The sequence below is a fragment of the Bradyrhizobium sp. SZCCHNRI1029 genome (genome assembly GCF_032487555.1).
In the GTDB taxonomy this organism is placed as follows: domain Bacteria; phylum Pseudomonadota; class Alphaproteobacteria; order Rhizobiales; family Xanthobacteraceae; genus Bradyrhizobium.
The window spans coordinates 74,350-99,801 of sequence record NZ_JAUEUK010000012.1; the positions used below are offsets into that span (position 1 = coordinate 74,350).

Genomic DNA, 25,452 nt, shown 5'->3' on the forward strand with positions numbered 1-25,452 from the left:
CGCCTCTCGCGCTCGCTCAGCGCGATTCGAGCCCGCGCACCTTCCATTGCGCTTCGGACAGTGCGAGCTTCTCGAAACGCTTGCGCGCCTCTTCGAGGTCATCGGCCGGAAGCGCGTCGCAGCCGGGCCGGTCGCGCAGGATCATCGACGTCGTCGCCCAGCTGAGCCGCGCGGCCTTGCAGGCCAGCAGCAGGTCCGTGATGCGGTCCTCCTCCAGCAGCGATTCGATCGTCTCGATGGTGACGACGCAGAGCAGCGCCAGCGCTGCGATCACGGCAGGGAAATCGCCGGTGGCGCAGAAGCGGTTGACGGCGGAGTCGCCGAGCTTGCCGGTCCGGCTAAGGGCGGCAACCTCGGCCTTGACCTGCTGATAATCCCAGATCGCGCGCATTGCCGCGCCGGGCGAGCGGGTCGGCGTCGCCTGCAGGGTGGCGCGGGTCGCCGGCGGCGCGGCCTTGATGAAGCGGGCGCGGGCGCCCTCGCTGGCCGCGGCGACAAAGGCTCGCGACAGCTTGGCCGGCAGGTCGGTGCGCAGCGCCAGCTTCTCGGCGAGATCCTCGTCGCGCTCGGCGATCTTGAACAGGCTGCGATAGCCGTCCTCGGACAGCCGGGCGGAAAGATTCTGCGCCAGCGCCATGCGCACCGCCGGAAAGCCGCGCGCGATCAGCTGCGTCGTGAGGCTGTCGCCGATGCCCCTGCGGCTGGCGATCGCAACGAGATGCGCCGGGCTGCCGGTGCGGATGAACTCGGCGAGATCGCGCTCGGTCAGCACCGCCGCCTTGGCCAGCATCGGCCCGGCGACGCGCAATTCGGGGTGAACGGCGAGCATCCGCGCCGTCGCGTAAGGCGCGCGCTCGACGCCGGCGAGCGCCATGCTCAGCTCGGCCAGCAGCTCGGTCGCGACCTGCGGCATCAGCCGGGCGAACATCTGATCGTAGAGATCGAGCTGCTCGGCCGAGGCTGGCCGCGGACCGGCCAGGAACAGGCTGGTGGTCCGGCGCAGCATGTCGGTGGCGAGCTCGGACACCGTCCGCGCATCACCGGGGGGCGTCTTGGCGGTCGGAGCTGCCGCAGGCGCTGGAGGCATCGCACGTCCCTCGTTGGGCGCCTCCCTCGGCTGTGACGGAGGCGCGGGTCGATCATCAATTGAGGAAGAATGCGAAGGCCGGACTAAAGGGGCGTTAAGCGCAGCGGACGGAGCTGCAACCCCACGCGGCTGTCGTTAATGGATTGCGACAGAGCGCGGCAACGACAATGTTCCCGTATTGTTCTTGCGAACGATGCCGGCTTCCGCTAGCCTCCTTGCCCGGGAGGGGCATCATGGTCCAGCGCGTTTCCACCGTTGCCTTCGAGGGGATCGAGGCCCGCGCGGTCGACGTGCAGGTCCAGGTCGCGCCCGGCCTGCCGGCCTTCGCGATCGTTGGCCTGCCGGACAAGGCGGTGTCGGAAGCGCGCGAGCGGGTGCGCTCGGCGCTGATCGCCTCGGGCCTGGCGCTGCCGGCGCGGCGCATCACCGTCAATCTGGCCCCGGCCGACGTGCCCAAGGAAGGCAGCCATTACGATCTGCCGATCGCGCTCGGCCTGATGGCCGCGATCGGCGCCATTCCGCCGGATGCGCTCGGCGGCTTCACCGTGCTCGGCGAGCTCGGGCTCGACGGCTCGATCGCGCCAGTCGCCGGCGTGCTGCCGGCGGCGATCGGCGCCAATGCGCGCGAGGAAGGATTGATCTGCCCGGCCGCCTGCGGCGCCGAGGCGGCGTGGGCGAGCCCGGACCTGCAGATCATCGCGGCGAGCTCGCTGATCCAGATCGCCAACCATTTCAAGGGCACGCAGGTGCTGTCGCGGCCGCAACCGAAGATCCAGGAGGCGCCCGCAAGCCTGCTCGACCTGCGCGACATCAAGGGCCAGGAGAGCGGCAAGCGCGCGCTCGAGATCGCGGCCGCCGGCGGGCATCATCTGCTGATGATCGGCTCGCCCGGCGCCGGCAAGTCGATGCTGGCGGCGCGGCTGCCGTCGATCCTGCCGCCGCTGTCGCCGGCAGAGCTCTTGGAAGTCTCGATGATCGCCTCGGTCGCCGGCGAGATCGAGGGTGGCGCGCTGACGTCGCGCCGGCCCTTCCGCAGCCCGCATCATTCCGCGAGCATGGCGGCGCTGACCGGCGGCGGCCTGCGCGCCCGACCCGGCGAGATCTCGCTGGCGCATCAGGGCGTGCTGTTCCTCGACGAACTGCCGGAGTTCGATCCGCGCGTGCTGGATTCGCTGCGCCAGCCGCTCGAGAACGGCGAGGTCTCGATCTCGCGCGCCAACCACCGCGTCACCTACCCTGCCCGCTTCATGCTGGTCGCCGCGATGAATCCGTGCCGTTGCGGCAACGCGTTCGAGCCCGGCTATGCCTGCAAGCGCGGCCGCATCGACCGCTGCACGTCCGACTACCAGACGCGCATCTCCGGCCCGCTGATGGACCGCATCGACCTGCGCATCGAGGTCCCCGCCGTCACCGCCGCCGACCTCATCCTGCCGCCCGCCAAGGAAGGCTCGGCCGAGGTGGCCGCCCGCGTCGCCGCCGCGCGCGACCTGCAGCGCGCCCGCTATGCCAAAGCCGGCCTGCCGCACATCCGGACCAACGCCGAGGCCCCCGCCGCCGTGCTCGACGAAATCGCCAGGCTCGACGCGCCCGGCCAGAAGCTGCTGCGCGAAGCCGCCGAGACGATGCGGCTGTCCGCCCGCGGCTATCACCGCGTCCTGCGCGTGGCGCGGACGCTCGCCGATCTCGACCACACTGATGCGATCGGCCGGCTGCATCTGGCCGAGGCGCTGTCGTATCGCGCGCTGGCGGAGGACAGCCGGCATGCGGCGTAAAGGCGCCCCCTCCCCCTCAACACTCCGGTAACGACTTCTCTTTACGCTCCGACAACCATAGGGCCCGCGTTTTGTCCTCAGGCCTGCCGCGTCGGTGCGTATCATGTTGCGTTTCAAGGTCCTCGTCTCGGCTGTGCCGCTGATCGCGGCCGCTGTCATCGCCAGACTCGAATTGGCGCCCTCCCCGCAGCCCTGCATTGCCGTCGGTGCCGACAGCGTCTCGCTCGGCTCGGCGCCGTTTACCGCCGATCTCCATGTCGACGTCACCGATGACCCGGCGCTCGCCACCGTTCGCGTGGCGCTGGCCGACAGTCCGGAGACGGCTGATCTCGTCGTGGTCGACGATGTGCTCGCCAAGGAGGATCGTGGCTGCGGCATGACTGCCGCGACTGCGGTCGTCGCGATCGCCGCCGATCCGCATCCTGGCGCGCTCCGGATCCATCTCGCCAAGGACAGTGCAGCAGATGCTCACGCCGCCGCGCTCATCGTCTCGGCCCGCGGCCACGACTCACCGCCGGCCGATCCGGTTCGGTGAGTCGGGCTAACGCCCGGTTCACCATCTCAGCACGGCTTCATCGCGCGTGCATGACCTTTCAAAGTCTCAGCAATACCGACGCCGCATGGTGCGGGCCGGCCATGACATTGGGATCGAAATCGTCGGGGGTGATCGAGATGGGACCGATTTTTCACGTCAGGCTGCGCCTGCGCCGGTTCATGCGCCGTCACCGCACCATCTTCGCCATCCTGCGCTCGCTGATGATCTTCTCCGCCGGCTTCGGCGGCGCGTACGGCTTCATCAAGGCCAGCATCTCCGACAACTCCGGCTACAACCCGCACACGTTCGCGATCGGCGCCAGCTTCCTGTTCGCGCTCGCCTGCGTCGGCCTGGCCACGCTCAGCATGCGGCTGCGCTTCGTCGCCAGGAAGATGCACAAGATTGCGCTCCACAACGAGGTGCTGGCCGACCGGAACTGGGAGCTGCAGGAAGCCGAGCAGCGCGCCCGCAATCTGTTCGAGCAGCAGGGCGATCTCATCGTCATGCGCGAGCGCGGCGGCAGCATCATCTTCGTCAACGACGCCTATTGCCGGATGGCGGGCCTCGATCGCGACAACCTGCTCGGCAGCGCGTTCACCTTCGAGCTGATCGAGCAGGGCGACAGCGCGCTGGAGCCGAACGGCACGCGCGTCCACGACCAGCGCATCGAGAGCGCGATCGGGCCGCGCTGGATCGCGTGGCGCGAGGCGCTGGTGCGTTCCGACGCCGGCCAGCCCGCCGTGCTGCAATGTGTCGGCCGCGACGTCACCGACCGCACCGAGACCGAGCGGGCGCTGGCGGACGCGCGCGATCAGGCCAACGCCGCGAACCGCGCCAAGTCGCGGTTCCTGGCGATGGCCAGCCATGAGATCCGCACGCCGCTGAACGGCATCCTCGGCATGAGCGGACTCTTGCTCGAAACGCAGCTGACGCCGGAGCAGACGACCTACGCCAAGGCGGTCCGCACCTCGGGTGAGGCCTTGATGTCGCTGATCGACGAGCTGCTCGACTATTCCAAGATCGAAGCCGGCAAGCTGGCGCTCGAGGCGCAGCCGTTCTCGCTGGCGGCGCTGATCGAGGAGATCACCGAGCTGCTGGCGCCACGGGCGCAGGCCAAGCAACTGGAGATCGCGGCCTATCTCGACGAGCGGCTGCCGACCTGGGTGACGGGCGACGCCGCGCGGCTGCGCCAGGTGCTGCTCAACCTCGCCGGCAACGCCATCAAGTTCACCGCGACGGGCGGCGTTGCCCTGATCGCCGAGCCCGGCATCTGGCCGAACGAGATCAGCTTCCAAGTGTGCGACACCGGCATCGGCATCGCAGCCGACGCGCAGGAGCGCATCTTCCGCGAATTCGAGCAGGCCGACGACAGCGTCGCGCGCAGCTTCGGCGGCACCGGGCTTGGCCTTGCGATCTCGGACCGGATCGTCAAGCGGATGGGCGGCCGCATCGCGCTGCAGAGCGCGCTCGGCGCCGGCTCGACCTTCGAGGTGTCGGTGCCGCTGCCGCCGGCGCTGGAGCGGGGCGAGCAGAACAGCTTCCGCGGCCCCGATCTCGCAGGACGGTCGATCATGCTGGTCGCGCCGGCCGGGCTGCAGGCCGAGCTGATCGAGCGGCGCTTGCAGAACTGGGGCGCGCAGACCTGCCTGGTCGCCGAGGCCGAGGTGGCGGAGGCCCTGCTGCCCGAACGCGCCTGGCACGCCGTGCTGGTCGACGACAGCATCGGCGGCGATGTATCGCTGCGTGTGGGCGGGGTCGCGCAACGTCATACGACGCGGCTGATCGTGCTGGTGACACCGGCGAGCCGCCACGAGCTGGCGCCGGGGGCGCCATTCAACGGCTATCTCGTCAAGCCGCTGCGGGCCGCCTCGCTCGCCGCGCGCGTGAGCTTCGACACCGACGGCACGGTCATGGCCGACGATCCGATCCCGACCATCGCGCCGCCGATCGCGGCCCAGGCCGGCACGGGACTGTCCATCCTGGTCGCCGAGGACAACGACATCAACGCACTGCTGATGCGTTCGCTGCTGAGCAAGCTCGGCCACCACGCCGACATCGCCGTGCATGGCGAAGCCGCGCTGGACTCGTGGCTCGCGGCGCGCTCGGCCGGCGCGCCCTATGATCTGATCCTGATGGACGTGCAGATGCCGAAGCTCGACGGCATCGCCGCCGCCAGGCGCATTCGCGCCATCGAGGCCAGCGAGCCCGGCGGGCGCACCCCGATCCTGGCGCTCACGGCCAATGCCCTGGTCGAGGACCGTTACGCCTGCTTCGAGGCGGGCATGGATGGGTTCCTGGTCAAGCCGATCGATCGCGACAAGCTCGACGAGGCGCTGGCGAATCTGGCGGCGGCGCGACAGGTGCCAGCGTAGGTCATTAGTTGGAGCGGATCAGCTCGCGCCGCGCTCGCGGGCCCCGCTCACAACCGCCTCAGCGCCACCGTCTCGATCTCGTGATCCGCGCCCTTCTTCAGGATCAAGGTCGCACGCGGCCGTGTCGGGAGGATGTTGTCCTCGAGATTGGCCAGGTTGGTGCGCTCCCAGATCGCGATCGCGGTGGCGATGGCCTCCTCGTCCGACAGCAGCGCGTAGCGGTTGAAGTAGGACCGCGGATCATGGAACGCCGTGTCGCGCAGCGACAGGAAGCGCTTGACGTACCATTTGCGCAGGATCGCCTCGTCGGCGTCGATGTAGACCGAGAAGTCGAAGAAGTCGGAGACGACCGGCACGGCCTGGCCATCGCGCGGCAGCGGTCCGGTCTGCAGCACGTTGACGCCTTCGACGATGAGGATGTCCGGCTGGTCGATCTCGGCCCACTGATTGGGGACGATGTCGTAACTCAGATGGGAATACACCGGTGCGCGCACGGGATGGCGGCCGGCCTTGATGTCGGAGAGAAAACCGAGCAGCCGCGGCAGGTCATAGCTTTCCGGAAAGCCCTTCTTCTGCATCAGGCCCTGCCGCTCCAGCACCGCGTTCGGATACAGGAAGCCGTCGGTGGTGATGAGATCGACCTTGGGCCGCGGCGACCAGCGGGTCAGCAACGCCTGCAGCACGCGCGCAGTGGTCGACTTGCCGACCGCCACCGAGCCGGCGACGCCGATGATGTAGGGCATCTTGCGGTCGCGGATGCCGAGAAACTGGCGCTGCGCGTAGTACAGCCGCTGCGCCGCATCGACATACATCGACAGCAATCGCGACAGCGGGAGGTAGATGTCCTCGACCTCCTGAAGGTCGAGACGATCGTGCATCGACCGCAGCTTGGAGAACTCGCCGGGCTCCAAGGTCATCGGCGTGTCGTTGCGCAGCTCGGCCCATTGTTCGCGGGTGAAGACGCGGTACGGATTATATTGTTGTTCGGTGGTGCGCATGTCCATGACGCTGCCCTTCGTTTCCCCCGCCGTCGCGCCCTACTCCGTCTTGCGCGACGCCTTTTCTTCCAGCCCCGATTGGCCGGTCCGCTTGCCGAGCGCCGCCTCGACCTCCTCGAGCCGGACGTCGCGCGACTTCAACAACACCAACAGATGAAACAGCAGGTCGGCGCTTTCGGAGATCAGATGCTCACGGTCGGTGCCAAGTGCGGCGATGACCGTCTCGACCGCCTCCTCGCCCATCTTCTTGGCGCATTGCGGCGGACCCTTGTCGAGCAGCTTGCGCGTATAGGACGCCTCACCGCCCGCCGCGGCGCGCGCGTCGATGATGGCAGCCAGGTCGTGAAGCGTGAAGCGGGACATCAGCCGGTACTCGGAACGCCTGCCCGACCACGGCGGCCGGACCAGCGTTCATCTAACATTTTTGCGACGCAATGTCGTCAGGGATCGAGCCGCATCGGCAGCCCCTGGCGCACCATGTGCTCCTTGGCCTGCCGGATGGTAAATTCCCCGAAATGGAAGATTGACGCCGCCAGCACCGCTGTCGCGTGGCCCTCGCGGATGCCGTCCACCAGATGATCGAGGTTACCGACGCCGCCGGAGGCGATCACCGGCACCGGGACGCTGTCGGCGACTGCCCGGGTCAGCGGCAGGTCGAAGCCCTGGCGGGTGCCGTCGCGGTCCATCGAGGTCAGCAGGATCTCGCCGGCACCGAGCGCGACCACCTCCTGGGCGTATTCCAGGGCATCGATGCCGGTCGATTTGCGGCCGCCATGGGTGAAGATCTCCCAGCGGCTGCCGCCGCCCGGCCGCGACACGGACTTGGCGTCGATCGCCACCACGATGCACTGCTCGCCGAACTTCTCGGCCGCCTCCTTGACGAATTCGCGCCTGCTCACCGCGGCCGAATTGATCGAAACCTTGTCGGCGCCGGAACGGAGCAGGGTCTTGATGTCGTCGATGGTGCGCACGCCGCCGCCGACCGTGACCGGCATGAAGCAGGCCTCCGCCGTGCGCCGGACGACGTCCAGCATGATGCCGCGGTTCTCATGGGTGGCGGTGATGTCGAGGAAGCACAGCTCGTCGGCGCCGGCCGCGTCATAGGCGATCGCGGCTTCGACCGGATCGCCGGCATCGCGCAGATTGACGAAGTTGACGCCCTTGACGACTCGTCCGTCCTTGACGTCGAGGCAGGGAATGACACGGACCTTGAACATCCTGTTTCCTCCTACGCACGCGCCGCGCGGATCAGCGCCAGTGCTTCCGCGGGATCGAGGCGGCCGTCATAGAGCGCGCGGCCGGCGATGGCGCCTTCGAGCTTTTTCGCCCGCGGTGTCAGCATCGCCTTGACGTCCTCGATCGAGGCCAGGCCGCCGGAGGCAATCACGGGAATCGAGATGGCGTCGCCGAGCGCGATCGTGGCGTCGAGGTTGAGGCCCTTGAGCAGGCCGTCGCGCGCGATGTCGGTGAAGATGATCGCGGCGACGCCGGCGTCCTCGAATCGCTTGGCGATGTCGAGCGCCGTCACTTCGGATGTCTCGGCCCAGCCCTCGACGGCGACCTTGCCGTCGCGCGCATCGAGCCCGACGGCGACGCGGCCGGGGAAGGCCTTGGCTGCGGTCTTCACCAGCTCGGGATCGCGCACCGCCGCGGTGCCGATGATGACACGGGTGATGCCTTCGCTGAGCCAAGCCTCCACCGTCTTGAGATCGCGGATGCCGCCGCCGAGCTGCACCGGCATCTTGACGACTTTCAACATCGCTTCCACGGCGTGCGCATTCATCGGCTTGCCGGCGAAGGCGCCGTCGAGATCCACGACGTGGAGATAGTCGAACCCCTGGTCGGCGAAGCTCTTGGCCTGCGCGGCGGGATCGAGGTTGAACACGGTGGCGCGCGCCATGTCGCCCTGCTCCAGGCGCACGCACTGGCCGTTCTTCAGATCGATGGCAGGAAACAAAATCATCGGAGCTGTCTTTCAGGCAAGCGCCCTGCCCGCCTCTTGGACGGACAGGCGCGCTGCGCTCACGGCTTCCACTTCAGGAAGTTGGAAATGAGGGCGAGACCGAAACGCTGGCTCTTCTCGGGATGGAATTGGGTGCCGATCGCGGTGTCCTTGCCGACGATCGCGGTGACCGGTCCGCCGTAGTCGGCGCGTGCCAGAACGTCGCTCTCGTTGACGGCATTCAAGTGATAGGAGTGCACGAAATAGGCGTGCAGGCCCTTCGGTCCGAGCGGCAGCCGCTCCAGCACCGGATGCTCTTGCAGCGCATCGAGCGTGTTCCAGCCCATATGCGGGATCTTCAGGCTCTCGTCGCGAGGCGTGATCTTCTCGACGTCGCCGGAGATCCAGTCGAAGCCGTCGGTGGTGACGTGCTCCTTGCCGCGCGTTGCCATCAATTGCATGCCGACGCAGATGCCGAAGAACGGCCGCGCCTTGTGGCGTACGGCTTCGGTCATCGCCTCCAGCATGCCGTTGACGGAGTCGAGGCCACGACGGCAGTCGGCGAAGGCGCCGACGCCGGGTAACACGATGCGATCGGCGCGATAGACCGTATCGGGATCGCGCGTCACGACGACCTTCTGCGGATCCGCCATGCCGCGCGCGGCGCGCTCGAACGCCTTGGCGGCGGAATGAAGATTGCCAGAGCCGTAATCGATGATCGCAACACTCATCGTCCACCTCCGGGTTCGGGAAACAAGCCAATGATGCTGGCATGCGGCAGCGGCGGCGGGTGCTGCCCATTGCCATTGTCGCGTGTCGGCGGCGCCGCGCCGCGATCGACGGTGTGATTGTCGTAGCCGAGCGTGTTGCGCCGGGCGGCCCAGCGCTCGAAGAAGCGGCGCTCGGCGGCATCGAGATCGTCGGCGACGACGACGTCGATCTGGCGCCAATTGCCGCGCGAGTAGCTCCAGCGCTTCAGGCTCGAGGCTTCGAGCCCGAGCAGGATCGCAAGCAACAGATCGATGCCGGCAATCGCGCCGCCGCTGACGCCGACGCGCGCCAGGATGACGTCGAGCGCGATCATCAGCACGGCCCAGACGAGCATCGCAAGCCAGAGACGATGCCAGGCCAGCCAGACGGCGCCGAGCACGGCGGCCCAGAAATGGAAGCCGTCGCGGATGAAGACAAAGCGATCGGTCGAACGCAGATCGACCCCGGCGGCCAGGGGAGCGTGAACCGTATAGACGGGCATGTCGATAATCCCTTGGGAGGAGGGAGGTCAGCCGCCGAGCTGACCCTTGGTGGATGGCACTTCGCCCTGATTGCGAGGATCGATCGCAAGGGCTGCGCGGAGGGCCCGCGCCAGACCCTTGAAGCAGGATTCGGCGATATGATGGGCGTTCTCGCCGTACAGCGTCTCGACATGCAGGGTGATGCCGGCGTTCATGGCAAAGGCGTTGAACCACTCGCGCACCAGCTCGGTGTCGAACTCGCCGATCTTGTCGCGCGCAAAGGTCGTGCGGAATACCAGCATCGGCCGGCCCGATACGTCGATCACGACGCGCGTCAGGGTCTCGTCCATCGGCATGTGGATCGAGGCGTAACGGGTGATGCCGGCCATGTCGCCGAGCGCCTGACGCACGGCCTGGCCGAGGGCGATGCCGACATCCTCGGTGGTGTGGTGGAAATCGATATGGAGGTCGCCGACCGCCTTGACGGTCATGTCGATGCGGGAATGCCGGGCCAGCAGATCCAGCATGTGATCGAAGAAGCCGATCCCGGTCGCGATGTTCACGACGCCGGTGCCGTCGAGGTTCACGGACACCTCGATCTCGGTCTCTTTGGTCTTGCGCTTGATGGTCGCGCTACGCATGGGGTCAGCTTTCCCTTGAAAACGCGGCCCTTTTATCAGGCGGATGACACCTTAGCTACTGCGGGATGACGCCCCTCGGCCTTGATCTCGGGCCATGGTGAGCGGATTTCAAGGCCTGAGGGCGGAAGCAAGGGCAGGGCAGGGACCCGGGAATTGGATCCCCGAATTGTATCCCCCGGCCCGAGGCCCTAAATGAGGGCATCAACCAGGGACTTCCCATGCACGCATCCTCGAACGAGCCCACCGTCTGGCACGGCACCACGATCCTGACCGTCCGCAAGGGGGGCCGGGTGGTGGTCGGCGGCGACGGCCAGGTCTCGATCGGCCAGACCGTGATCAAGTCCAATGCCAGGAAGGTCCGCAAGCTCGGCAAGGGTGACGTCATCGGCGGTTTCGCCGGGGCCACCGCCGACGCCTTCACGCTGTTCGAGCGGCTGGAGAGCAAGCTGGAGCAGTATCCGGGGCAGCTGACCCGGGCCGCGGTCGAGCTCGCCAAGGATTGGCGCACCGACCGCTATCTGCGGCGGCTCGAAGCCATGATGATCGTCGCCGACAAGGACGTCTCGCTGGTCCTGACCGGCACCGGCGATGTGCTGGAACCTGAGGCCGGCGTGATGGCGATCGGCTCAGGCGGCAATTACGCGTTGGCCGCGGCGCGGGCCCTGCTCGACACCGACAAAGACGCCGAGAGCATCGTGCGGCGCTCGCTCGACATCGCCGCCGACATCTGCGTCTACACCAACGGCAACATCACCATCGAGACCTTGCAGGGCGGCTCAGCCATGGTGCGGGATTAATGGCTCAGGATTACGCCATCCGCGCAATGGCTGCCGCCGACCTGCCCTTGATACGCCGTTGGCTTGGCACGCCGGACGTGATGCGGTGGTGGGGAGAGCCCGACGAGCAATATGCGCTGGTGAGCGGCGATCTCGCTCATCCTGACATGGACCAATTTATCGTCGCGATCGATGGCCGGCCGTTCGCATATCTCCAGTGCTATGCGCTCTCAGCCTGGGATCATGGATTCGGGCCTCAACCGCCTGCCACGCGTGGCATCGATCAGTTCATCGGCGAGCCCGACATGATCGGGCGCGGCCATGGGGCGCGTTTCATTCGGCAGTTCGTCGAAGACCTGCTGCGATCGGCCGCGCCACGCGTGGTGACCGATCCAGATCCGGCGAACGCCCGTGCCGTGCGCGCCTACGAGAAGGCCGGATTCAGACGCGATCGGCTCGTCGAAACGCCGGAGGGCTCTGCGCTGCTGATGGTGAGCCAGCCCGGCGACTTGCCCTGATTGCGATCCAAACCTAGCTAGAGCCCCATGACCGACTTTTCACCCCGCGAAATCGTCTCCGAACTCGACCGCTACATCGTCGGCCAGGCCGACGCCAAGCGGGCGGTGTCCATTGCCTTGCGCAACCGCTGGCGCCGGCTGCAGCTCGATGCAGGCCTGCGCGAAGAGGTGCTGCCGAAGAACATCCTGATGATCGGGCCGACCGGCGTCGGCAAGACCGAGATCGCGCGGCGGCTGGCCAAGCTTGCGGGCGCACCGTTCCTCAAGGTCGAGGCGACCAAGTTCACCGAGGTCGGCTATGTCGGCCGCGACGTCGAGCAGATCATCCGCGACCTCGTCGAGGTCGCGATCGCCCAGGTCCGGGAGCGCAAGCGCAAGGACGTCGCCGCCCGCGCGCAGCTCGCCGCCGAGGAGCGCGTCCTCGACGCGCTGGTCGGCGCCAATGCGAGTGCTGCGACGCGCGACTCGTTCCGCCGCAAGCTGCGCGCCGGCGAGCTCAACGACAAGGAGATCGAGATCGAGACGCAGTCCTCCGGCGGCGGCTTGCCGATGTTCGAGATCCCCGGCATGCCGGGAGCCCAGATGGGCGCGATCTCGATCGGCGACATCTTCGGCAAGCTCGGCGGCCGCACCAAGACGCGGCGCGTGACGGTCGAGGCCTCGCACGACATCCTGATCGCGGAAGAATCCGACAAGCTGCTCGACAGCGAGCAGCTGGTGCAGGAAGCAATCAGCGTGGTCGAGAACAACGGCATCGTGTTTCTCGACGAGATCGACAAGATCTGCGTGCGCGAGAACCGCGCCGGCGGCGACGTCTCGCGCGAGGGCGTGCAGCGTGACCTGCTGCCGCTGATCGAGGGCACGACGGTCTCGACCAAGCATGGCGCGGTCAAGACCGACCACGTCCTGTTCATTGCCTCCGGCGCGTTCCACATCGCCAAGCCCTCGGACCTCTTGCCGGAGCTGCAGGGACGATTGCCGATCCGGGTCGAGCTGCAGGCGCTGACGCGCGACGACATGCGGCGCATCCTGACCGAGCCGGAGGCATCGCTGATCAAGCAATATGTCGCGCTGATGCAGACCGAGGGCGTGACGCTCGACATCACCGACGATGCGATCGACGCGCTCGCCGACATCGCGGTCGCGGTGAATTCGACCGTCGAGAACATCGGCGCGCGCCGGCTGCAGACGGTGATGGAGCGCGTGCTCGACGAGATCTCCTTCACGGCGTCCGATCGTAACGGCGAAACCTTGCGCGTCGACGCTGCGTATGTGCAGCAACACATCGGCGACCTCGCCAAGAACGCGGATCTCAGCCGGTTCATTTTGTAGTCGGCTGCGCCTAGCAAGCGCTGAGCTTCTTCGCTCCGGCGCGGCGTCAAAATCCGCTGCCGTCCCCGCGAACGCGGGGACCCATAACCACCAAAGCTGATTGTGACTCACGATGGCGGCTCCAGCCTTGCCTCACCACGAACGGCGGCGGCTATGGGTCCCGGCTCAAGGCCGGGACGACAGTGGTGGACGGGGCGACGACCTCGTCTCCATCTATCACCGCTCGGACGCCGCATGACCGCCGCCTCCAGCAAACACTGGCGCCTGATGCTCGCCGTCAACGCCGCCGTGATGCTCGGCGTCTTCCTGCACAAGCTCACGCTGCCGCCCTACATTCCGTACATCCATCTGCTGGTCGACTATCACTTCGGCTTCATCAAGCGCGCGCTGATCGGTGCCATGGTCGGCCTGTTCGCCGCGAAGGTGCCGGTCTGGCTGGTGTTCGCGCTGGCCGGTTGCGTCTGGCTCATCACCTTCGCACTGTTCGCGCAGCTCTTCCGCCGCACGTTCGGCTTCGATCGCGCACGGCTGCCGTTGTTCATCTTCACCGCCTGCTCGCCGTTCGTGTTCAAGAACTTCCTGTTCACGCTCGGCCATTTCGACATCTATGGCTGTCTCGGCGCGATCGTCCTGCTGCTGGTGCCGGCGCGCACGCTGGCCTACGTGCTGCTTGCGGCATTGATCTCGGCCCTGCTCGTGCTGATTCATCACATCCATCTGCTGATGTACGTGCCGACCATCACCGCGATCGTCGTGCTGCGCTACTACCTGACACGTCCCCTCACTCGCCTGGATATTGCAGTCGGCGCCAGCGCGCTGCTCGGCCTCGGCGCGCTGTTCCTCGCGGCGCAATTCCTCGGCACCATGCCGCTGCCCGAGGCCGACTTCGTGTCCTACTTGCGCTCGCGCATGGTCGATCCGTCGCGCACCGAGCTCTTGCAGTTCGCCTATGTCTGGTATCAGCCGCTCGCCAAGGAGGTGCAGGACACCTGGGCGCGGCTGCCGTCGAACCTGCTGGGCCTGCCCATCTATGCGCTGCTGCTGTGGCTGCACGCGCCGCTGTGGCGGAATCTCAAGGATCTCATCGGCGCCTTGGCTGACAAGCGCCATCGCCAGATCGTCATCGCCGCGCTGATCGTCATCAGCTCCGCTTACCTCGTCATGTTCGCCATGGTGTTCGACTATTCGCGCTGGATCTCGAGCTGGGTGGTCTGCATGGTACTGATGCTGCACGCGCTGAAGACGCTTCCTGCGACCAAGCCGATCACTCCGATCGACGCCGACGACCGCATGACGACGATCCTGGGCTGGATCGTCACCGCCGTACCGCGGATCGGGATCATCCGCCCGTTCTGACGCTCAGCCGCGGGCGCGTCTGATCCGGACATAGAGCGCGCCGGCGCCACCATGGCCGACATGAGCCTCCTCGAAGCCGACGATGAGCGAGCGGAATTCCGGCAGGCTAAGCCAATGCGGCACCTGCCGCCGGAGCACGCCGCGTTCGGGATCCGCCCCGATGGTGCCCTTGCCGGTGATGACCAGCACGAAGGTGAGACCGTCATGCTGGGCGCGATGCAGGAAATGATGCAGCGCCTGATGCGCCCGACTCTGGGTCATGCCGTGCAGATCGAGCCGCGCATCGATCTCGCTGCGGCCGCGCGACAGCTTCGACCGCTCCTTGCGGCCGAGCGAGACCAGCGGCGGGATCGCCGGCCGGGCCGGCTTGGGCACGACCACCGGCGCGACCGGCCGCGGTGTCATCATCGGCTTGTCCGGCTGCGGCTCGGCCGTCACCATCGGCGGATGCGGCCGCACCGGACGGTGCGTCTTGCGCAGCGGCTTGACCTGGCGCGCCACCGTCTCCCACAGCGTGCGCTCGTCCTCGGAGAGGCCACGCTTGCGACGGCCGCGCGGCGGCTCGGGATCTTCAGACATGGAGACGGCTTGTCATCGGCGGTTGCGATGGCGCCTGCCATAACGCAATCGGCGGATATTGCGATCACTTTCGATACGGGGGCGGGCCTCGGGCAGGGGCACGGGCTGCGGCGCCACAACGTTCTGCGCCACCGTGGTTGCCGGGATTGCGCTCGCGGCGGAAGCAGGGGCCTTCGCATCGTTGACCGGGGAGGCGGCGGCTTTGGCGGCCTCCTTCGGCAGCACCTGCGGAAACAGTTTTGCGATCTTCTCCGACGGGCGTGCATCCGGCAGCGGCATCTTGCGGCCACGCGCGACCGGATCGAGGCTCTTCGGCACCAGCATCACGAACTGGATGCTGTGCTTGAGACGGCCGGAGACCTTGCCGGCGTCCTGGCCGGCGCCGAAATAGAGATCGGCGCGCGCAGGTCCGACGATCGCCGAGCCTGTATCCTGCGCAATCATCAGCCGGTGGAACGCGGTCTTCGACTTCTCGGATTCGATCGGCAGCTCGCCGGTGATGAAGAACGGCGTGCCATAGACGTGCAGCGACTTGTCGACCGCGATCGAACGGCCGGGCGTCAGCGGGATGCCCTGCGCGCCGACCGCCTCGTCCTTCTCCGACAGCTGCACCTCGCGGAAGAAGATGTAGGAGCGGTTCATCCGCCGCAGCTCGTTGGCACCTTCCGGATTCTGCTCCATCCAGTCGCGGATACGCTGCATCGACATCTGCTCGCGCGGAATGATGCCGCGCTCGATCAGGATGCGGCCGACCGGTGTGTAGGGAAGGCCATTATAGGCATCGTAGTTGATGCGGATGGTCGAGCCGTCGTCGAGACTGATGCGCGCCGATCCCTGGATCTGGGCAAACAGCAGGTCGGTCTGGTTCCTGAGCCACGCGATCTCCAGGCCGCGGCCCTCGATGGCGCCGTCCTCGATCTCCGCGCGGTCGTAATAGGGGACCAGCTTGCGCCGTCCGATCTTCCGATAGACGGGACCCTTGTTGGGCAGACTCGTCGCGTCCTGCTTGAAGCCACGGACGAACAGATTGGAGGGGCGACGATAGACCGGAACGTTGTAGACCTCGTTCTGGGTCCGCGAGCCCTCGATGACGGGTTCGTAGTAGCCGGTGACGAAGCCATCGACATCGCCGAGCTTGGAGATCTTCAGCGGCTCGAAGTGCCGTTCGAAGAAAGCCCTTGCCGCAGCATTGTCGGCGAGATCGGTGGCCCGAGCGTCGCGACAGGGGTCGCGCAGGGAATCACCCAGCGGCTTGCCATCCGCCTTGGCATCCGGCGCTGCATCCGTCTTTGCGGCGATCGGCTTGCAGCTGGCGCGGAACGTCCGATAGGCCGCAAGCTGGTCGTCGTCGTTCCAGCCGGGCACGTCGTTCCAGGCCAATGGCAGGTACTGGCTGTTGCTGATCTCGAGCGGCCAGTCGAGTTGCGGGTAGGGCAGGTGGCGCACCGGGGGCGCCGCCGCCCGGTGGCGCGAGCGCACCGCCTCGGCCGCATAAGGGGCGAGCGCCACGGCGGCGACGCTCAGGGCGAGCGCCGGCGTCCAGTATTTCAGGCGATGAGCGGTGAAACCCCGCTTCCAAATTTCGCGAACCATGCTTGCACCATCAAAGTACCACTCAACGCGAAATTCAGAGAAAACGGGATGCTGAAAAGATCCGGGTCAAAAAGCCGAGGATGGAGCTCGTCGTCCTCCTTGCAGAACTGGGTCGACATCGAGAGCGGGCGATCTCCCGATGTAACGCCGGCGGCGGCAACCTATTCCATCAATGGCTGCCGGTGCCGACCAGCTTCCAATTGGGATCGCGCGAGCCGGTATCGCGGGCGAAAGTCCAGATGTCGGTGATGTCGGCCACCTTGTCCGGATTGCCGTCGACGATGTTGCCCCCCTTGTCGCGTGTCACCGAGATCATTTGCGAGACGAAGCGCACCGTCACCTGCGCGGTGCGGTCGCGCAGCTCGGCACCGACCAGTTCGGCGGTATCGATGGAGACGAAGCGGGTTTCGGTCTTCTGCTCCTGCTTCTCGCGCTCCTTGATGACGGCGTCGAAACTCTCATAGACCTCGGACGACAACAGGTCGCGCAATGCGCGGCGATCGCCATTGGCGAACGCCAGCACGATCATCTCGTAGGCACTGCGCGCGCCGGTCAGGAAATGGCGCGGATCGAACGACGAGTCGTCGGCGACGATCGCGTCGAGGCCACGGGCGAGCGGTGTGCCCGGCTCGGCCAGGCCACGCCAGCGATCGCCCGGCGCCGGCATCTCGCCGCCGGGGACCGCAGCCGAGGGATCGATGGGCTTGTTGGGAACCGGCATGACGTGGTTGTCCGGCGCGCCCTGGACCGCGTTTCGGGCGGCGTGATCGAACGGCCGCTCGCTCCCGGTGCGCTGCCCGAGCACGGCGCGCAGGCGGATGAAGATGAAGACCGCCAGCGCCAGGAAGATGATGGTATAAATGTCCACTTCGTGTTCGCTTTCTGACTTGTCGAGCCGAACGCGGAGCCCGGCCACCGGGCACCCGTTCTACAGGATCCGGGTAAAGACCCGTGAATCCCTCGGTCGACCCGGATGTAGTCATCGAATTGGGCCCGGCCAATGGCACATTGTGGCCCGGTGATCCTAACCCTTTTCCCTCTCAAGGGGAAATCCGATCGACCTTGGATTGGAACAGAGTAGACGGTCGCTGGTTCCGCCCCCGGGGCGATGCGACAAATAGAGACATGCCGGCCGGATCAACCCTCTGCCTCGGCCTTTTGCGGCGTCCGTGCCTCGTCCTTGTGGAACAAGCCGGCCCTATGGTAGCCACGCGCCGCAACGACCCGCCCTTTTTGCCTGGAGAACACTGCGATGACCAACGGTAACGGCGCCACTCCCGAGGCGGCTCCTCCTCCTCAACTGAACGTGCTAGCGCAATACATCAAGGATCTCTCGTTCGAGAATCCGAACGCTCCGCAGTCCCTGGCGCCGCAGGGCCAGCCGCCGCAGATCAACATCCAGATCAATGTCGGCGCCAATGCTCTGAATGACACCGAATACGAGGTGACGCTGACGATCGAGGGCAAGGCCGAGAGCGGCAGCCAGGTGATGTTCAGCTTCGAGCTGGTCTATGGCGGCGTGTTCCGGCTGGTCAACATTCCGCGCGAGAACCTGTCGCCGATGCTGCTGATCGAATGCCCGCGCCTGCTGTTCCCGTTCGCCCGCGAGATCGTCGCCAATTCGGTGCGCGACGGCGGCTTCCCGCCGCTGATGCTGGACCCGGTCGATTTCGTCGGCCTGTACCGCCAGAACATGGAGCGCCAGGCGGCGGCCCAGGGCGGCCAGGTGCTGTCGAGCTGATCCGGTTCTGCTTACGATTGATGTTTGCCGGGCGTGATCCGCTGCCGATCAGGCGGATCACGTGCCGGCGAGAAACTCCGTCCAGATCGGCTTGTCGCCGAGCGTGGCGATGAAGGCGCGATGCGCCTCTCGCTCCGCATCCGTGACCCGCGGCAACAGCGGCTGCTCGCGCTGACGGCGCGGCGTCTCGCCGGCAGATCCGATGCGGATCTCCTGGCTGTCCTGGGTCAGGATCAGCTGCGACTGCCGCGCCCCGACCAGATCGACATAGACCTCCGCCAGCAGCTCGGCGTCGAGCAACGCGCCGTGCTTGGTGCGGCGTGAGTTGTCGATCGCATAGCGCGAGCACAGGTCGTCGAGGCGGTTCGACACGCCGGGATGCTTGCGACGTGCCAGCAGCAGAGTGTCGACCAGACGGTCCCTCGGAATGGCCGCGCGCTTGACCCGGTCGAGCTCGGCATTGATGAAGCCGATGTCGAACGAGGCGTTGTGGATCACCAGCGGGGCATCGCCGATGAATTCCAGGAACTCCTCCACGATCTCGTGAAACAGCGGCTTGTCCGCGAGGAACTCGCTCGACAGTCCGTGAACCGCGAACGCCTCCGCCGGCATGTCACGTTCGGGATTGATGTAGCGGTGGTAGACTTGGCCGGTGGGCATGCGGTTGATGATCTCGACGCAGCCGATCTCGACCAGGCGGTCGCCGCGCAGGGCGTCGAGGCCGGTGGTTTCGGTGTCGAGAACGATCTCACGCATCTGATTTGATCCGTCGAATTCCGCGCGGCCGGCGTTCGCGAATCAGCCCCGGCGCTGCGGCATTCTAACGACCTCCGCCAGGATGTCGCGGATGCGTGCCCGCACCGGATCGAGCCCGTGCGAGGTATCCACGACGAAATCGGCGCGCTTGCGCTTCTCGGCATCCGGCATCTGCCGTGCGAGCAGCGCATCGAGCGCTTCTTCCGTCATCGTGCCGCGCGCCAGAATGCGCTGACGCTGGATCTCGGGCGCGGTCGACACCACCACCACGGCATCGACGCGCTTGTCGCCGCCGGTCTCGAACAGCAAGGGGACATCGACGACGGCAACGGGCACGCCGGACTGCTCGGCGTCGTCGAGAAACTTCTGATGATAGGAGCGCAGCATCGGGTGCACGATCGCTTCGAGCCTGCGGATCGCGTCGGGATCGCCGACGACCTTGGCGGAGAGCCTGGCCCGATCCACCTTGCCGTCCACCGTGGTCCCAGGAAATTCGGCTTCGATCGCCGGCGCGGCTTCGCCCTCATAGACCTTATGAACGGTCGCGTCGGCGTCATAGACCGGGACGCCGGCTTCGGCGAACAGCTTTGCGGTCGTCGACTTGCCCATGCCCATCGAGCCGGTCAGACCCAGCACTCTCATCCGCGGTCACTCCCCCTTGCGCGTGGCTGCGGTCGGCCTCAGATCCTGAGCAGCTTCGCTTCGCGAAAATAGGCGAGCAGCGGCAACAGCGGCAGGCCGAGGATGGTGAAGTGATCGCCGTCGATGCGGTCGAACAGGTGCACGCCGAGCCCTTCCAGCTGGTAGGCGCCGACGCTGGATGTAACGGTTTCGCCGGCGGCATCGAGATAGGCTGCGATCTCGGTTTCGGCGAGGGCACGCATCGTCATCCAGGCGACGGCGACGTGCGAGAACAGCACCTCGCCATTGCGGACCACGGCGATGGCCGAGTGCAGCGCATGGGTGCGTCCGCCCAGCGCCAACAGTTGCTGCATGGCATGCTGGCGGTCGGCCGGCTTGTTGAACATGCGCTCACCCAATGCCAGCGTCTGATCCGCGCCCACCACATATGAATTGGGCCTGTTTGCCGAGACCGCTGCGGCCTTCGCGTTGGCAAGGTGCAACGCAATCTCGTAGGGCGCGACCAGGCCGGCTTCGGCCTGCACCGCGCGTTCGTCGATATCGGCGGGAAGCGCCTCGCACGCGAGTCCTGCGTTCGCGAGCAGCATCCGCCGCGCGCGGCTCTGCGATGCCAGAATCAGAGGCTCGTCACTGCACCAGATGGACATTGATCCGCTCACTAGTCCGGAAGCCGCTGCCGCTGCCGGTCGGTATAGAGTTTCAGGATCGCGGCGGCCGTCTCCTCGATCGAGCGCCGCGTCACGTCGAGCATGACCCAGTTGAACTTCGCACTCAGCTTGCGTGCATAGGCGACCTCGTCCGTCACCGACTGCTTGTCTACATAGTTCTCATTGCCGGATTCCGCACCCATGCTGAGCAGGCGATTCTGCCGCACCTGGATCAGCCGCTCCGGGGTCGCATGCAGGCTGACCACCAGCGGCTTCTTCAATGTCTCGAGCTGATGCGGGATCGGAATGCCCGGGACCAGCGGCACGTTGGCTGTGCGCACGCCGCGGTTGGCGAGATAGATCGAGGTCGGAGTCTTCGACGTCCGGCTGACGCCGACCAGCACCACTTCGGCGTCTTCGAGGCCGTCGACCATCTGCCCGTCATCGTGGAGCATCGTGTAGTTCAGCGCATCGATGCGGGCGAAATATTCGGCATTGAGCACGTGCTGCGCACCGACGCGGCCGGCGGTCGATGCGCCGAGATAGGCCTCGAACAGCTGCATCACCGGACCGATGATCGACAGGCTCGGGATGTTGATCTGCTGGCACTTGGCTTCGAGCCGGCTGACCAGATCCTTCTCGAGCAGCGTGAACAGCACGATGCCCGGCGCTTCCTCGATCTCGTCGAGCACGCGGTCGAGCTGCTTCTGGCTCCGCACCAGCGGGTACACGTGCTCGACCGGGGTCACGTTGGTGTATTGCGCGGCGACCGCACGCGCGACCGTGATCAGGGTTTCGCCCGTCGAATCGGAAACCAGATGGAGGTGAAAGTAGTTGCCGGTGGTGGGCATCAAATCCTTAACGATCTGTGAATCCCTGTGAAGGATGGGGCCAAAAAGCCGCCTCGGACCGCTCCCTTTGTATAACCCCGATTGTTCTGCACATGGTCGCCGTCCGGGACAACGTCAGGCAGCAGCGCGATGATATCGGGACGAGGCCCATTTGTCTCTGGATAAGCTGTCGAAGGATTTCGACAAGCGTCTGAATCACATCAGACTCTGGGGCGATCCGGCGTGCGCAGCTCGCATGTTGAGGGATGTGAACAAGCTGCGGGCAGACTGCGGATGACATTGCATGAGTCCAATCCACCGCTACCTAGACTCAAACCTTAAGATTCTAAAATTATTTGGTTTGGAGGGGACTGAGCGAGCGGATATGTCTCGACACGCAAGCTGATCGCCAGCCGAGAGGATCACGCGTTTCCGATGTATGAGTGGATCAAGGCCCTTCACGTCATCGCTGTCATCGCGTGGATGGCCGGCATGCTGTATCTGCCACGGCTGTTCGTCTATCATTGCGACGCCGAGATCGGCTCGAAGCAGTCCGAGACGTTCAAGATCATGGAACGGCGCCTGCTCAAGGCGATCATCAATCCGGCGATCACCGTGACGTGGCTTGCCGGACTCTATCTGGCCTGGTCCGGCCACTGGTATACCAGCGGTTGGTTTCATGCGAAATTTCTGCTGGTGCTGATCATGTCCGGGGTCCATGGACTGTTCACCCGCTGGGTCAGAGAATTCGGCGCCGACAAGAACACCCGAAGCCAGAAATTCTACCGGTATATCAATGAGGTACCAACGGTGCTGGTGATCGGCATCGTGATTCTCGTCATCGTCAAGCCGTTCTGACCGCTTCCCAGGGAATACCGCTCCGCTGCAGATGCCTTGCAGACGACGGCGCGATTTTCTATATTATCGATATCCCACCCCACGCAGGCGGATGTGGTTGCGTTCCGGCTTGACCGGCCGCCGCATCAGGTCTGGTGCCTCATCGGCGCCAACCTTGCTCAGACCTGCGGACCTCATTTCGTCCGCCTTCCCACAGCCACCTCGCATCCCTCCCAAGTCGCTTCCACAGGACCACCCCAATGCGGGAAATCAAACTACAGGACCTCAAGTCAAAGACGCCGGCCGAGCTCGTCTCCTTCGCGGAGGAAAACGGGGTCGAGAACGCCAGCACGATGCGCAAGCAGGAGCTGATGTTCGCCATCCTCAAGCAGCTCGCGATCCAGGAAACCGACATCATCGGTGAGGGCGTCGTCGAGGTGCTCTCCGACGGCTTCGGCTTCCTGCGCTCGCCGGATGCGAACTACCTGCCCGGTCCCGACGACATCTATGTCTCGCCGTCGCAGATCCGACGCTTCGGCCTGCGCACCGGTGACACGATCGAAGGGCATATCCGCAGCCCGAAAGAAGGCGAACGCTATTTCGCGCTGCTCAAGGTCAACACGCTGAACTTCGAGGATCCCGAGAAGTCCAAGCACAAGGTCAATTTCGACAATCTCACGCCGCTGTTTCCGGACGAGCGCTTCCGGCTCGAGCTGGAGGATCCGACCCGCAAGGATCTGTCGCCACGCGTCATCGACATCGTCGCGCCGATCGGCAAGGGCCAGCGTGCGCTGATCGTCGCGCCGCCGCGCACCGGCAAGACGGTGCTGATGCAGAACATCGCGCACTCGATCACCGCCAATCATCCCGAGTGCTATCTGATCGTGCTGCTGATCGACGAGCGCCCCGAGGAAGTCACGGACATGCAGCGCTCGGTGAAGGGCGAGGTCGTGTCCTCGACCTTCGACGAGCCGGCCGCCCGTCACGTCCAGGTCGCGGAGATGGTGATCGAGAAGGCCAAGCGCCTCGTCGAGCACGGCCGCGACGTCGTCATTCTCCTGGACTCGATCACCCGCCTTGGCCGCGCCTACAACACCGTCGTGCCGTCCTCCGGCAAGGTGCTGACCGGCGGTGTCGACGCCAACGCGCTGCAGCGTCCGAAACGCTTCTTCGGCGCCGCCCGCAACATCGAGGAAGGCGGCTCGCTCACGATCATCGCGACCGCGCTGGTCGACACCGGCAGCCGCATGGACGAGGTCATCTTCGAGGAGTTCAAGGGCACCGGCAACTCCGAGCTCATCCTCGACCGCAAGGTCGCGGACAAGCGGACCTTCCCGGCGATCGACATCGCCCGCTCCGGCACCCGCAAGGAAGAGCTCATCACCGAGCCGCAGAACCTCAAGAAGATGTACGTGCTCCGCCGCATCCTCAATCCGATGGGCACCATGGACGCGATCGACTTCCTGCTCGACAAGCTCCGCAGCACCAAGAGCAATGCCGAGTTCTTCGAGTCGATGAACACCTGATCGAGGCACTGCTTCAATCTGCAAAGGGCGCTCTCCGGAGCGCCCTTTTTGTTTGACGTGTTTGTCGCTGCGCCCCGCGTGAAGACCTCGATGCTTATCCGCCCGCCATGGTTCGCCGGCGTAAAGCATGCCGCTGCAAACCGATTGTCTTTCGCTGCCGGTGAGCCCAACTGAGGATCATGCATCCTCACGACCAGACCATCTTCGCGCTGTCCTCCGGACGCCTGCCGAGTGCGATTGCGATCGTCAGACTCTCCGGGCCTCACGCCGGCATCGCCCTTCAGATGCTTGCGGGGAAACTGCCGCTGCCGAGGATGGCGACGCGCGCCTTGCTGCGGGATGGTAATGGCGAGCCGATCGACGATGCCGTCGTGCTGTGGTTTCCCGGACCCGCAAGCGCCACCGGCGAAGATGTTGCCGAGCTGCATGTGCACGGCAGTCGAGCCGTCCTGGCGACAATGTTCTCGGTGCTGTCGACGATGCCGCAGATGCGCCCTGCTGAGCCGGGCGAGTTTACGCGGCGCGCGTTCGAGAATGGCAAGATCGATCTGACCGAGGCCGAAGGTCTCGACGACCTCATCCACGCCGACACGGACCGCCAGCGGCGCCAGGCGTTGCGGCAGCTGAAGGGCCTGTTGGGCGACAAGGCGCGGAGCTGGCGTGAGCAGATCATCGAGGCGGCGGCGCTGATCGAGGCCGGGATCGACTTTGCCGATGAAGGCGACGTGCCAACCGAGCTGATGGCGCCGGCGCTCGCCCGGATCGGCCAGCTGTTGACCGAGATCGAGTCGGTGCTGTCGGCCGAGGGCCGGGCCGAACGTCTGCGCGACGGCCTGACGGTCGTCATTGCCGGACCGCCGAACGCGGGCAAGTCGACCTTGATGAACCAGCTTGCGCGTCGCGAGGTCGCGATCGTCTCTCCGCAGGCCGGCACCACGCGCGATCTCATCGAGGTTCAGCTCGATCTCGACGGCTATCCAGTGACGGTGATCGACACCGCGGGCATTCGCGAGACGGACGATCCGGTCGAGCAGGAGGGTGTTCGGCGCGCGCGAGACCGAGCGGCGCAGGCGGATCTGGTGCTGTGGCTGTCGGAGGATGAGCAGGCCGAGGTTGAGCGCCAAAGCGAGGCTCCCGTCTGGCTCGTTCGTAACAAGATCGATCTGAGCAGAGGTCGGGAGGGGAGTCGTCCATCGTCCAGCGGAGATAACCCGGTCTTTCAGATCTCCGCGCGAAGCGGGGCAGGGCTGGTCGAGCTGCTGGATGCGCTGGTTGGCTTTGCCCGGGACTATTTTGGATCAACTGAGAGCGGCCTGATCACACGGCAGCGGCAGCGGACTCTGCTCGCCGACACCGCCGCTGCGCTTCAGCGTAGCATCTCGGCGATCGACCTGGGCGAGGAGCTTGCTGCGGAGGAGCTGCGGATCGCCGCGCTTGCGCTCGGGCGTCTTTTGGGACGAGTGGATGTCGAAGACCTGCTCGACGTGATCTTTCGCGAGTTCTGCATCGGTAAGTAGCCGCGGTTCTCCACGAACCGGGTCGAATATACTTAATGAAGCGTTGCTTGGTTAATCGATCGTCAATTGTTTCACGTGAAACAGGATGTGCGGACGCCGTCAGAGGGATGTTTCACGTGAAACACGATGGGACCGCTGGTCGTGTTTCACGTGAAACAACGAGGATTCGATGTCGGCGAATGTTTCACGTGAAACGTCTTCCGAGCATTGTCTGCGAGCGTTA

At 65.8% G+C, this 25,452-nt stretch carries 26 protein-coding genes; 11 read left to right on the forward strand and 15 right to left on the reverse strand.

Annotated features, from left to right (window positions below; genetic code table 11):
* Positions 1 to 16: 16 nt before the first annotated feature.
* Complete coding sequence (locus QW861_RS28335) at positions 17 to 1,087, reverse strand: DUF2336 domain-containing protein (protein ID WP_315750527.1); 1,071 nt, start codon at positions 1,085 to 1,087, stop codon at positions 17 to 19.
* A gap of 233 nt (positions 1,088 to 1,320) precedes the next feature.
* Here QW861_RS28335 and QW861_RS28340 point away from each other — a divergent pair, with 233 nt between their 5' ends.
* The 3 genes from QW861_RS28340 to QW861_RS28350 all read left to right on the forward strand — a co-directional run bounded on the left by QW861_RS28340 (position 1,321) and on the right by QW861_RS28350 (position 5,766).
* Entirely contained in the window at positions 1,321 to 2,859 is a 1,539-nt protein-coding gene (locus QW861_RS28340; protein WP_315750526.1) for a YifB family Mg chelatase-like AAA ATPase, read from the forward strand.
* A 103-nt stretch (positions 2,860 to 2,962) separates the two neighbouring features.
* Positions 2,963 to 3,394 carry a hypothetical protein gene (locus tag QW861_RS28345; RefSeq protein ID WP_315825699.1) on the forward strand — a complete coding sequence of 144 codons (432 nt, stop codon included), beginning with the start codon at positions 2,963 to 2,965 and terminating at the stop codon, positions 3,392 to 3,394.
* 137 nt (positions 3,395 to 3,531) lie between these two features.
* Positions 3,532 to 5,766 carry a PAS domain-containing hybrid sensor histidine kinase/response regulator gene (locus QW861_RS28350; protein ID WP_316193785.1) on the forward strand — a complete coding sequence of 745 codons (2,235 nt, stop codon included), beginning with the start codon at positions 3,532 to 3,534 and terminating at the stop codon, positions 5,764 to 5,766.
* Between the two features lie 47 nt (positions 5,767 to 5,813).
* Here QW861_RS28350 and coaA read toward each other — a convergent pair whose 3' ends face one another.
* The 7 genes from coaA to hisB form a co-directional block, all read right to left on the reverse strand.
* Positions 5,814 to 6,770: a type I pantothenate kinase gene (gene coaA / locus QW861_RS28355; RefSeq protein WP_315716783.1), complete on the reverse strand. Its 957-nt coding sequence runs from the start codon at positions 6,768 to 6,770 to the stop codon at positions 5,814 to 5,816.
* A 33-nt stretch (positions 6,771 to 6,803) separates the two neighbouring features.
* Positions 6,804 to 7,127 carry a phosphoribosyl-ATP diphosphatase gene (locus tag QW861_RS28360; RefSeq protein WP_315716784.1) on the reverse strand — a complete coding sequence of 108 codons (324 nt, stop codon included), beginning with the start codon at positions 7,125 to 7,127 and terminating at the stop codon, positions 6,804 to 6,806.
* Positions 7,128 to 7,204: 77 nt separating this feature from the next.
* On the reverse strand, positions 7,205 to 7,981 hold the full coding sequence (gene hisF, locus QW861_RS28365; protein WP_315716785.1) for an imidazole glycerol phosphate synthase subunit HisF: 777 nt from the start codon (positions 7,979 to 7,981) through the stop codon (positions 7,205 to 7,207).
* 11 nt (positions 7,982 to 7,992) lie between these two features.
* Complete coding sequence (gene hisA / locus QW861_RS28370) at positions 7,993 to 8,727, reverse strand: 1-(5-phosphoribosyl)-5-[(5-phosphoribosylamino)methylideneamino]imidazole-4-carboxamide isomerase (RefSeq protein WP_316193786.1); 735 nt, start codon at positions 8,725 to 8,727, stop codon at positions 7,993 to 7,995.
* A 59-nt stretch (positions 8,728 to 8,786) separates the two neighbouring features.
* Positions 8,787 to 9,437, reverse strand: coding sequence for an imidazole glycerol phosphate synthase subunit HisH (gene hisH / locus QW861_RS28375; protein WP_316193787.1), 651 nt, complete (start codon positions 9,435 to 9,437; stop codon positions 8,787 to 8,789).
* Complete coding sequence (locus QW861_RS28380) at positions 9,434 to 9,958, reverse strand: DUF2628 domain-containing protein (RefSeq protein WP_316193788.1); 525 nt, start codon at positions 9,956 to 9,958, stop codon at positions 9,434 to 9,436. The genes hisH and QW861_RS28380 overlap by 4 nt, the downstream gene beginning before the upstream one ends.
* Before the next feature lie 27 nt (positions 9,959 to 9,985).
* A complete protein-coding gene (hisB, locus tag QW861_RS28385; RefSeq protein WP_315716789.1) occupies positions 9,986 to 10,579 on the reverse strand; it encodes an imidazoleglycerol-phosphate dehydratase HisB in 594 nt (197 codons plus the stop codon).
* 218 nt (positions 10,580 to 10,797) lie between these two features.
* Between hisB and hslV the strand changes: the two genes are divergently transcribed.
* The 4 genes from hslV (at position 10,798) to QW861_RS28405 (ending at position 14,561) form a co-directional block, all read left to right on the forward strand.
* A complete protein-coding gene (hslV, locus tag QW861_RS28390) occupies positions 10,798 to 11,376 on the forward strand; it encodes an ATP-dependent protease subunit HslV (protein ID WP_316193789.1) in 579 nt (192 codons plus the stop codon).
* A complete protein-coding gene (locus tag QW861_RS28395) occupies positions 11,376 to 11,873 on the forward strand; it encodes a GNAT family N-acetyltransferase (protein WP_315825695.1) in 498 nt (165 codons plus the stop codon). The genes hslV and QW861_RS28395 overlap by 1 nt, the downstream gene beginning before the upstream one ends.
* A 27-nt stretch (positions 11,874 to 11,900) precedes the next feature.
* Positions 11,901 to 13,205 carry an ATP-dependent protease ATPase subunit HslU gene (gene hslU, locus QW861_RS28400; RefSeq protein ID WP_316193790.1) on the forward strand — a complete coding sequence of 435 codons (1,305 nt, stop codon included), beginning with the start codon at positions 11,901 to 11,903 and terminating at the stop codon, positions 13,203 to 13,205.
* A 234-nt stretch (positions 13,206 to 13,439) separates the two neighbouring features.
* Positions 13,440 to 14,561: a hypothetical protein gene (locus QW861_RS28405; protein ID WP_316173462.1), complete on the forward strand. Its 1,122-nt coding sequence runs from the start codon at positions 13,440 to 13,442 to the stop codon at positions 14,559 to 14,561.
* Between the two features lie 3 nt (positions 14,562 to 14,564).
* Here the strand turns inward: QW861_RS28405 and QW861_RS28410 are convergent, their stop codons facing one another.
* From QW861_RS28410 to QW861_RS28420, 3 genes are all read right to left on the reverse strand, one after another.
* Positions 14,565 to 15,140, reverse strand: coding sequence for a Smr/MutS family protein (locus QW861_RS28410; protein WP_315716794.1), 576 nt, complete (start codon positions 15,138 to 15,140; stop codon positions 14,565 to 14,567).
* A 12-nt stretch (positions 15,141 to 15,152) separates the two neighbouring features.
* The gene (locus tag QW861_RS28415) at positions 15,153 to 16,733 is read right to left on the reverse strand and encodes a murein transglycosylase A (protein WP_316166409.1); all 1,581 of its coding nucleotides are present in this window, start codon (positions 16,731 to 16,733) and stop codon (positions 15,153 to 15,155) included.
* Positions 16,734 to 16,902: 169 nt separating this feature from the next.
* Positions 16,903 to 17,601: a Tim44/TimA family putative adaptor protein gene (locus QW861_RS28420; protein WP_315750514.1), complete on the reverse strand. Its 699-nt coding sequence runs from the start codon at positions 17,599 to 17,601 to the stop codon at positions 16,903 to 16,905.
* A gap of 384 nt (positions 17,602 to 17,985) precedes the next feature.
* Here QW861_RS28420 and secB point away from each other — a divergent pair, with 384 nt between their 5' ends.
* The gene (gene secB / locus QW861_RS28425; protein ID WP_315716797.1) at positions 17,986 to 18,474 is read left to right on the forward strand and encodes a protein-export chaperone SecB; all 489 of its coding nucleotides are present in this window, start codon (positions 17,986 to 17,988) and stop codon (positions 18,472 to 18,474) included.
* Positions 18,475 to 18,531: 57 nt separating this feature from the next.
* On the opposite strand, the gene dnaQ is transcribed toward secB, so the two are convergent.
* The 4 genes from dnaQ to QW861_RS28445 are packed head-to-tail and all read right to left on the reverse strand — an operon-like array spanning position 18,532 to position 21,370.
* A complete protein-coding gene (dnaQ, locus tag QW861_RS28430) occupies positions 18,532 to 19,230 on the reverse strand; it encodes a DNA polymerase III subunit epsilon (RefSeq protein ID WP_315716798.1) in 699 nt (232 codons plus the stop codon).
* Between the two features lie 42 nt (positions 19,231 to 19,272).
* Positions 19,273 to 19,872, reverse strand: coding sequence for a dephospho-CoA kinase (gene coaE / locus QW861_RS28435; protein WP_315716799.1), 600 nt, complete (start codon positions 19,870 to 19,872; stop codon positions 19,273 to 19,275).
* A gap of 38 nt (positions 19,873 to 19,910) precedes the next feature.
* Complete coding sequence (locus tag QW861_RS28440; RefSeq protein WP_315750513.1) at positions 19,911 to 20,519, reverse strand: Maf family protein; 609 nt, start codon at positions 20,517 to 20,519, stop codon at positions 19,911 to 19,913.
* A gap of 11 nt (positions 20,520 to 20,530) precedes the next feature.
* Entirely contained in the window at positions 20,531 to 21,370 is an 840-nt protein-coding gene (locus QW861_RS28445) for a pyruvate, water dikinase regulatory protein (protein WP_315716801.1), read from the reverse strand.
* Between the two features lie 414 nt (positions 21,371 to 21,784).
* Here QW861_RS28445 and hemJ point away from each other — a divergent pair, with 414 nt between their 5' ends.
* The 3 genes from hemJ (at position 21,785) to mnmE (ending at position 25,229) form a co-directional block, all read left to right on the forward strand.
* A complete protein-coding gene (gene hemJ / locus QW861_RS28450) occupies positions 21,785 to 22,207 on the forward strand; it encodes a protoporphyrinogen oxidase HemJ (RefSeq protein ID WP_315750512.1) in 423 nt (140 codons plus the stop codon).
* A gap of 239 nt (positions 22,208 to 22,446) precedes the next feature.
* Complete coding sequence (gene rho / locus QW861_RS28455) at positions 22,447 to 23,712, forward strand: transcription termination factor Rho (RefSeq protein WP_008965552.1); 1,266 nt, start codon at positions 22,447 to 22,449, stop codon at positions 23,710 to 23,712.
* Between the two features lie 179 nt (positions 23,713 to 23,891).
* The gene (gene mnmE, locus QW861_RS28460) at positions 23,892 to 25,229 is read left to right on the forward strand and encodes a tRNA uridine-5-carboxymethylaminomethyl(34) synthesis GTPase MnmE (RefSeq protein ID WP_315750511.1); all 1,338 of its coding nucleotides are present in this window, start codon (positions 23,892 to 23,894) and stop codon (positions 25,227 to 25,229) included.
* The last annotated feature ends 223 nt before the right edge of the window (positions 25,230 to 25,452 follow it).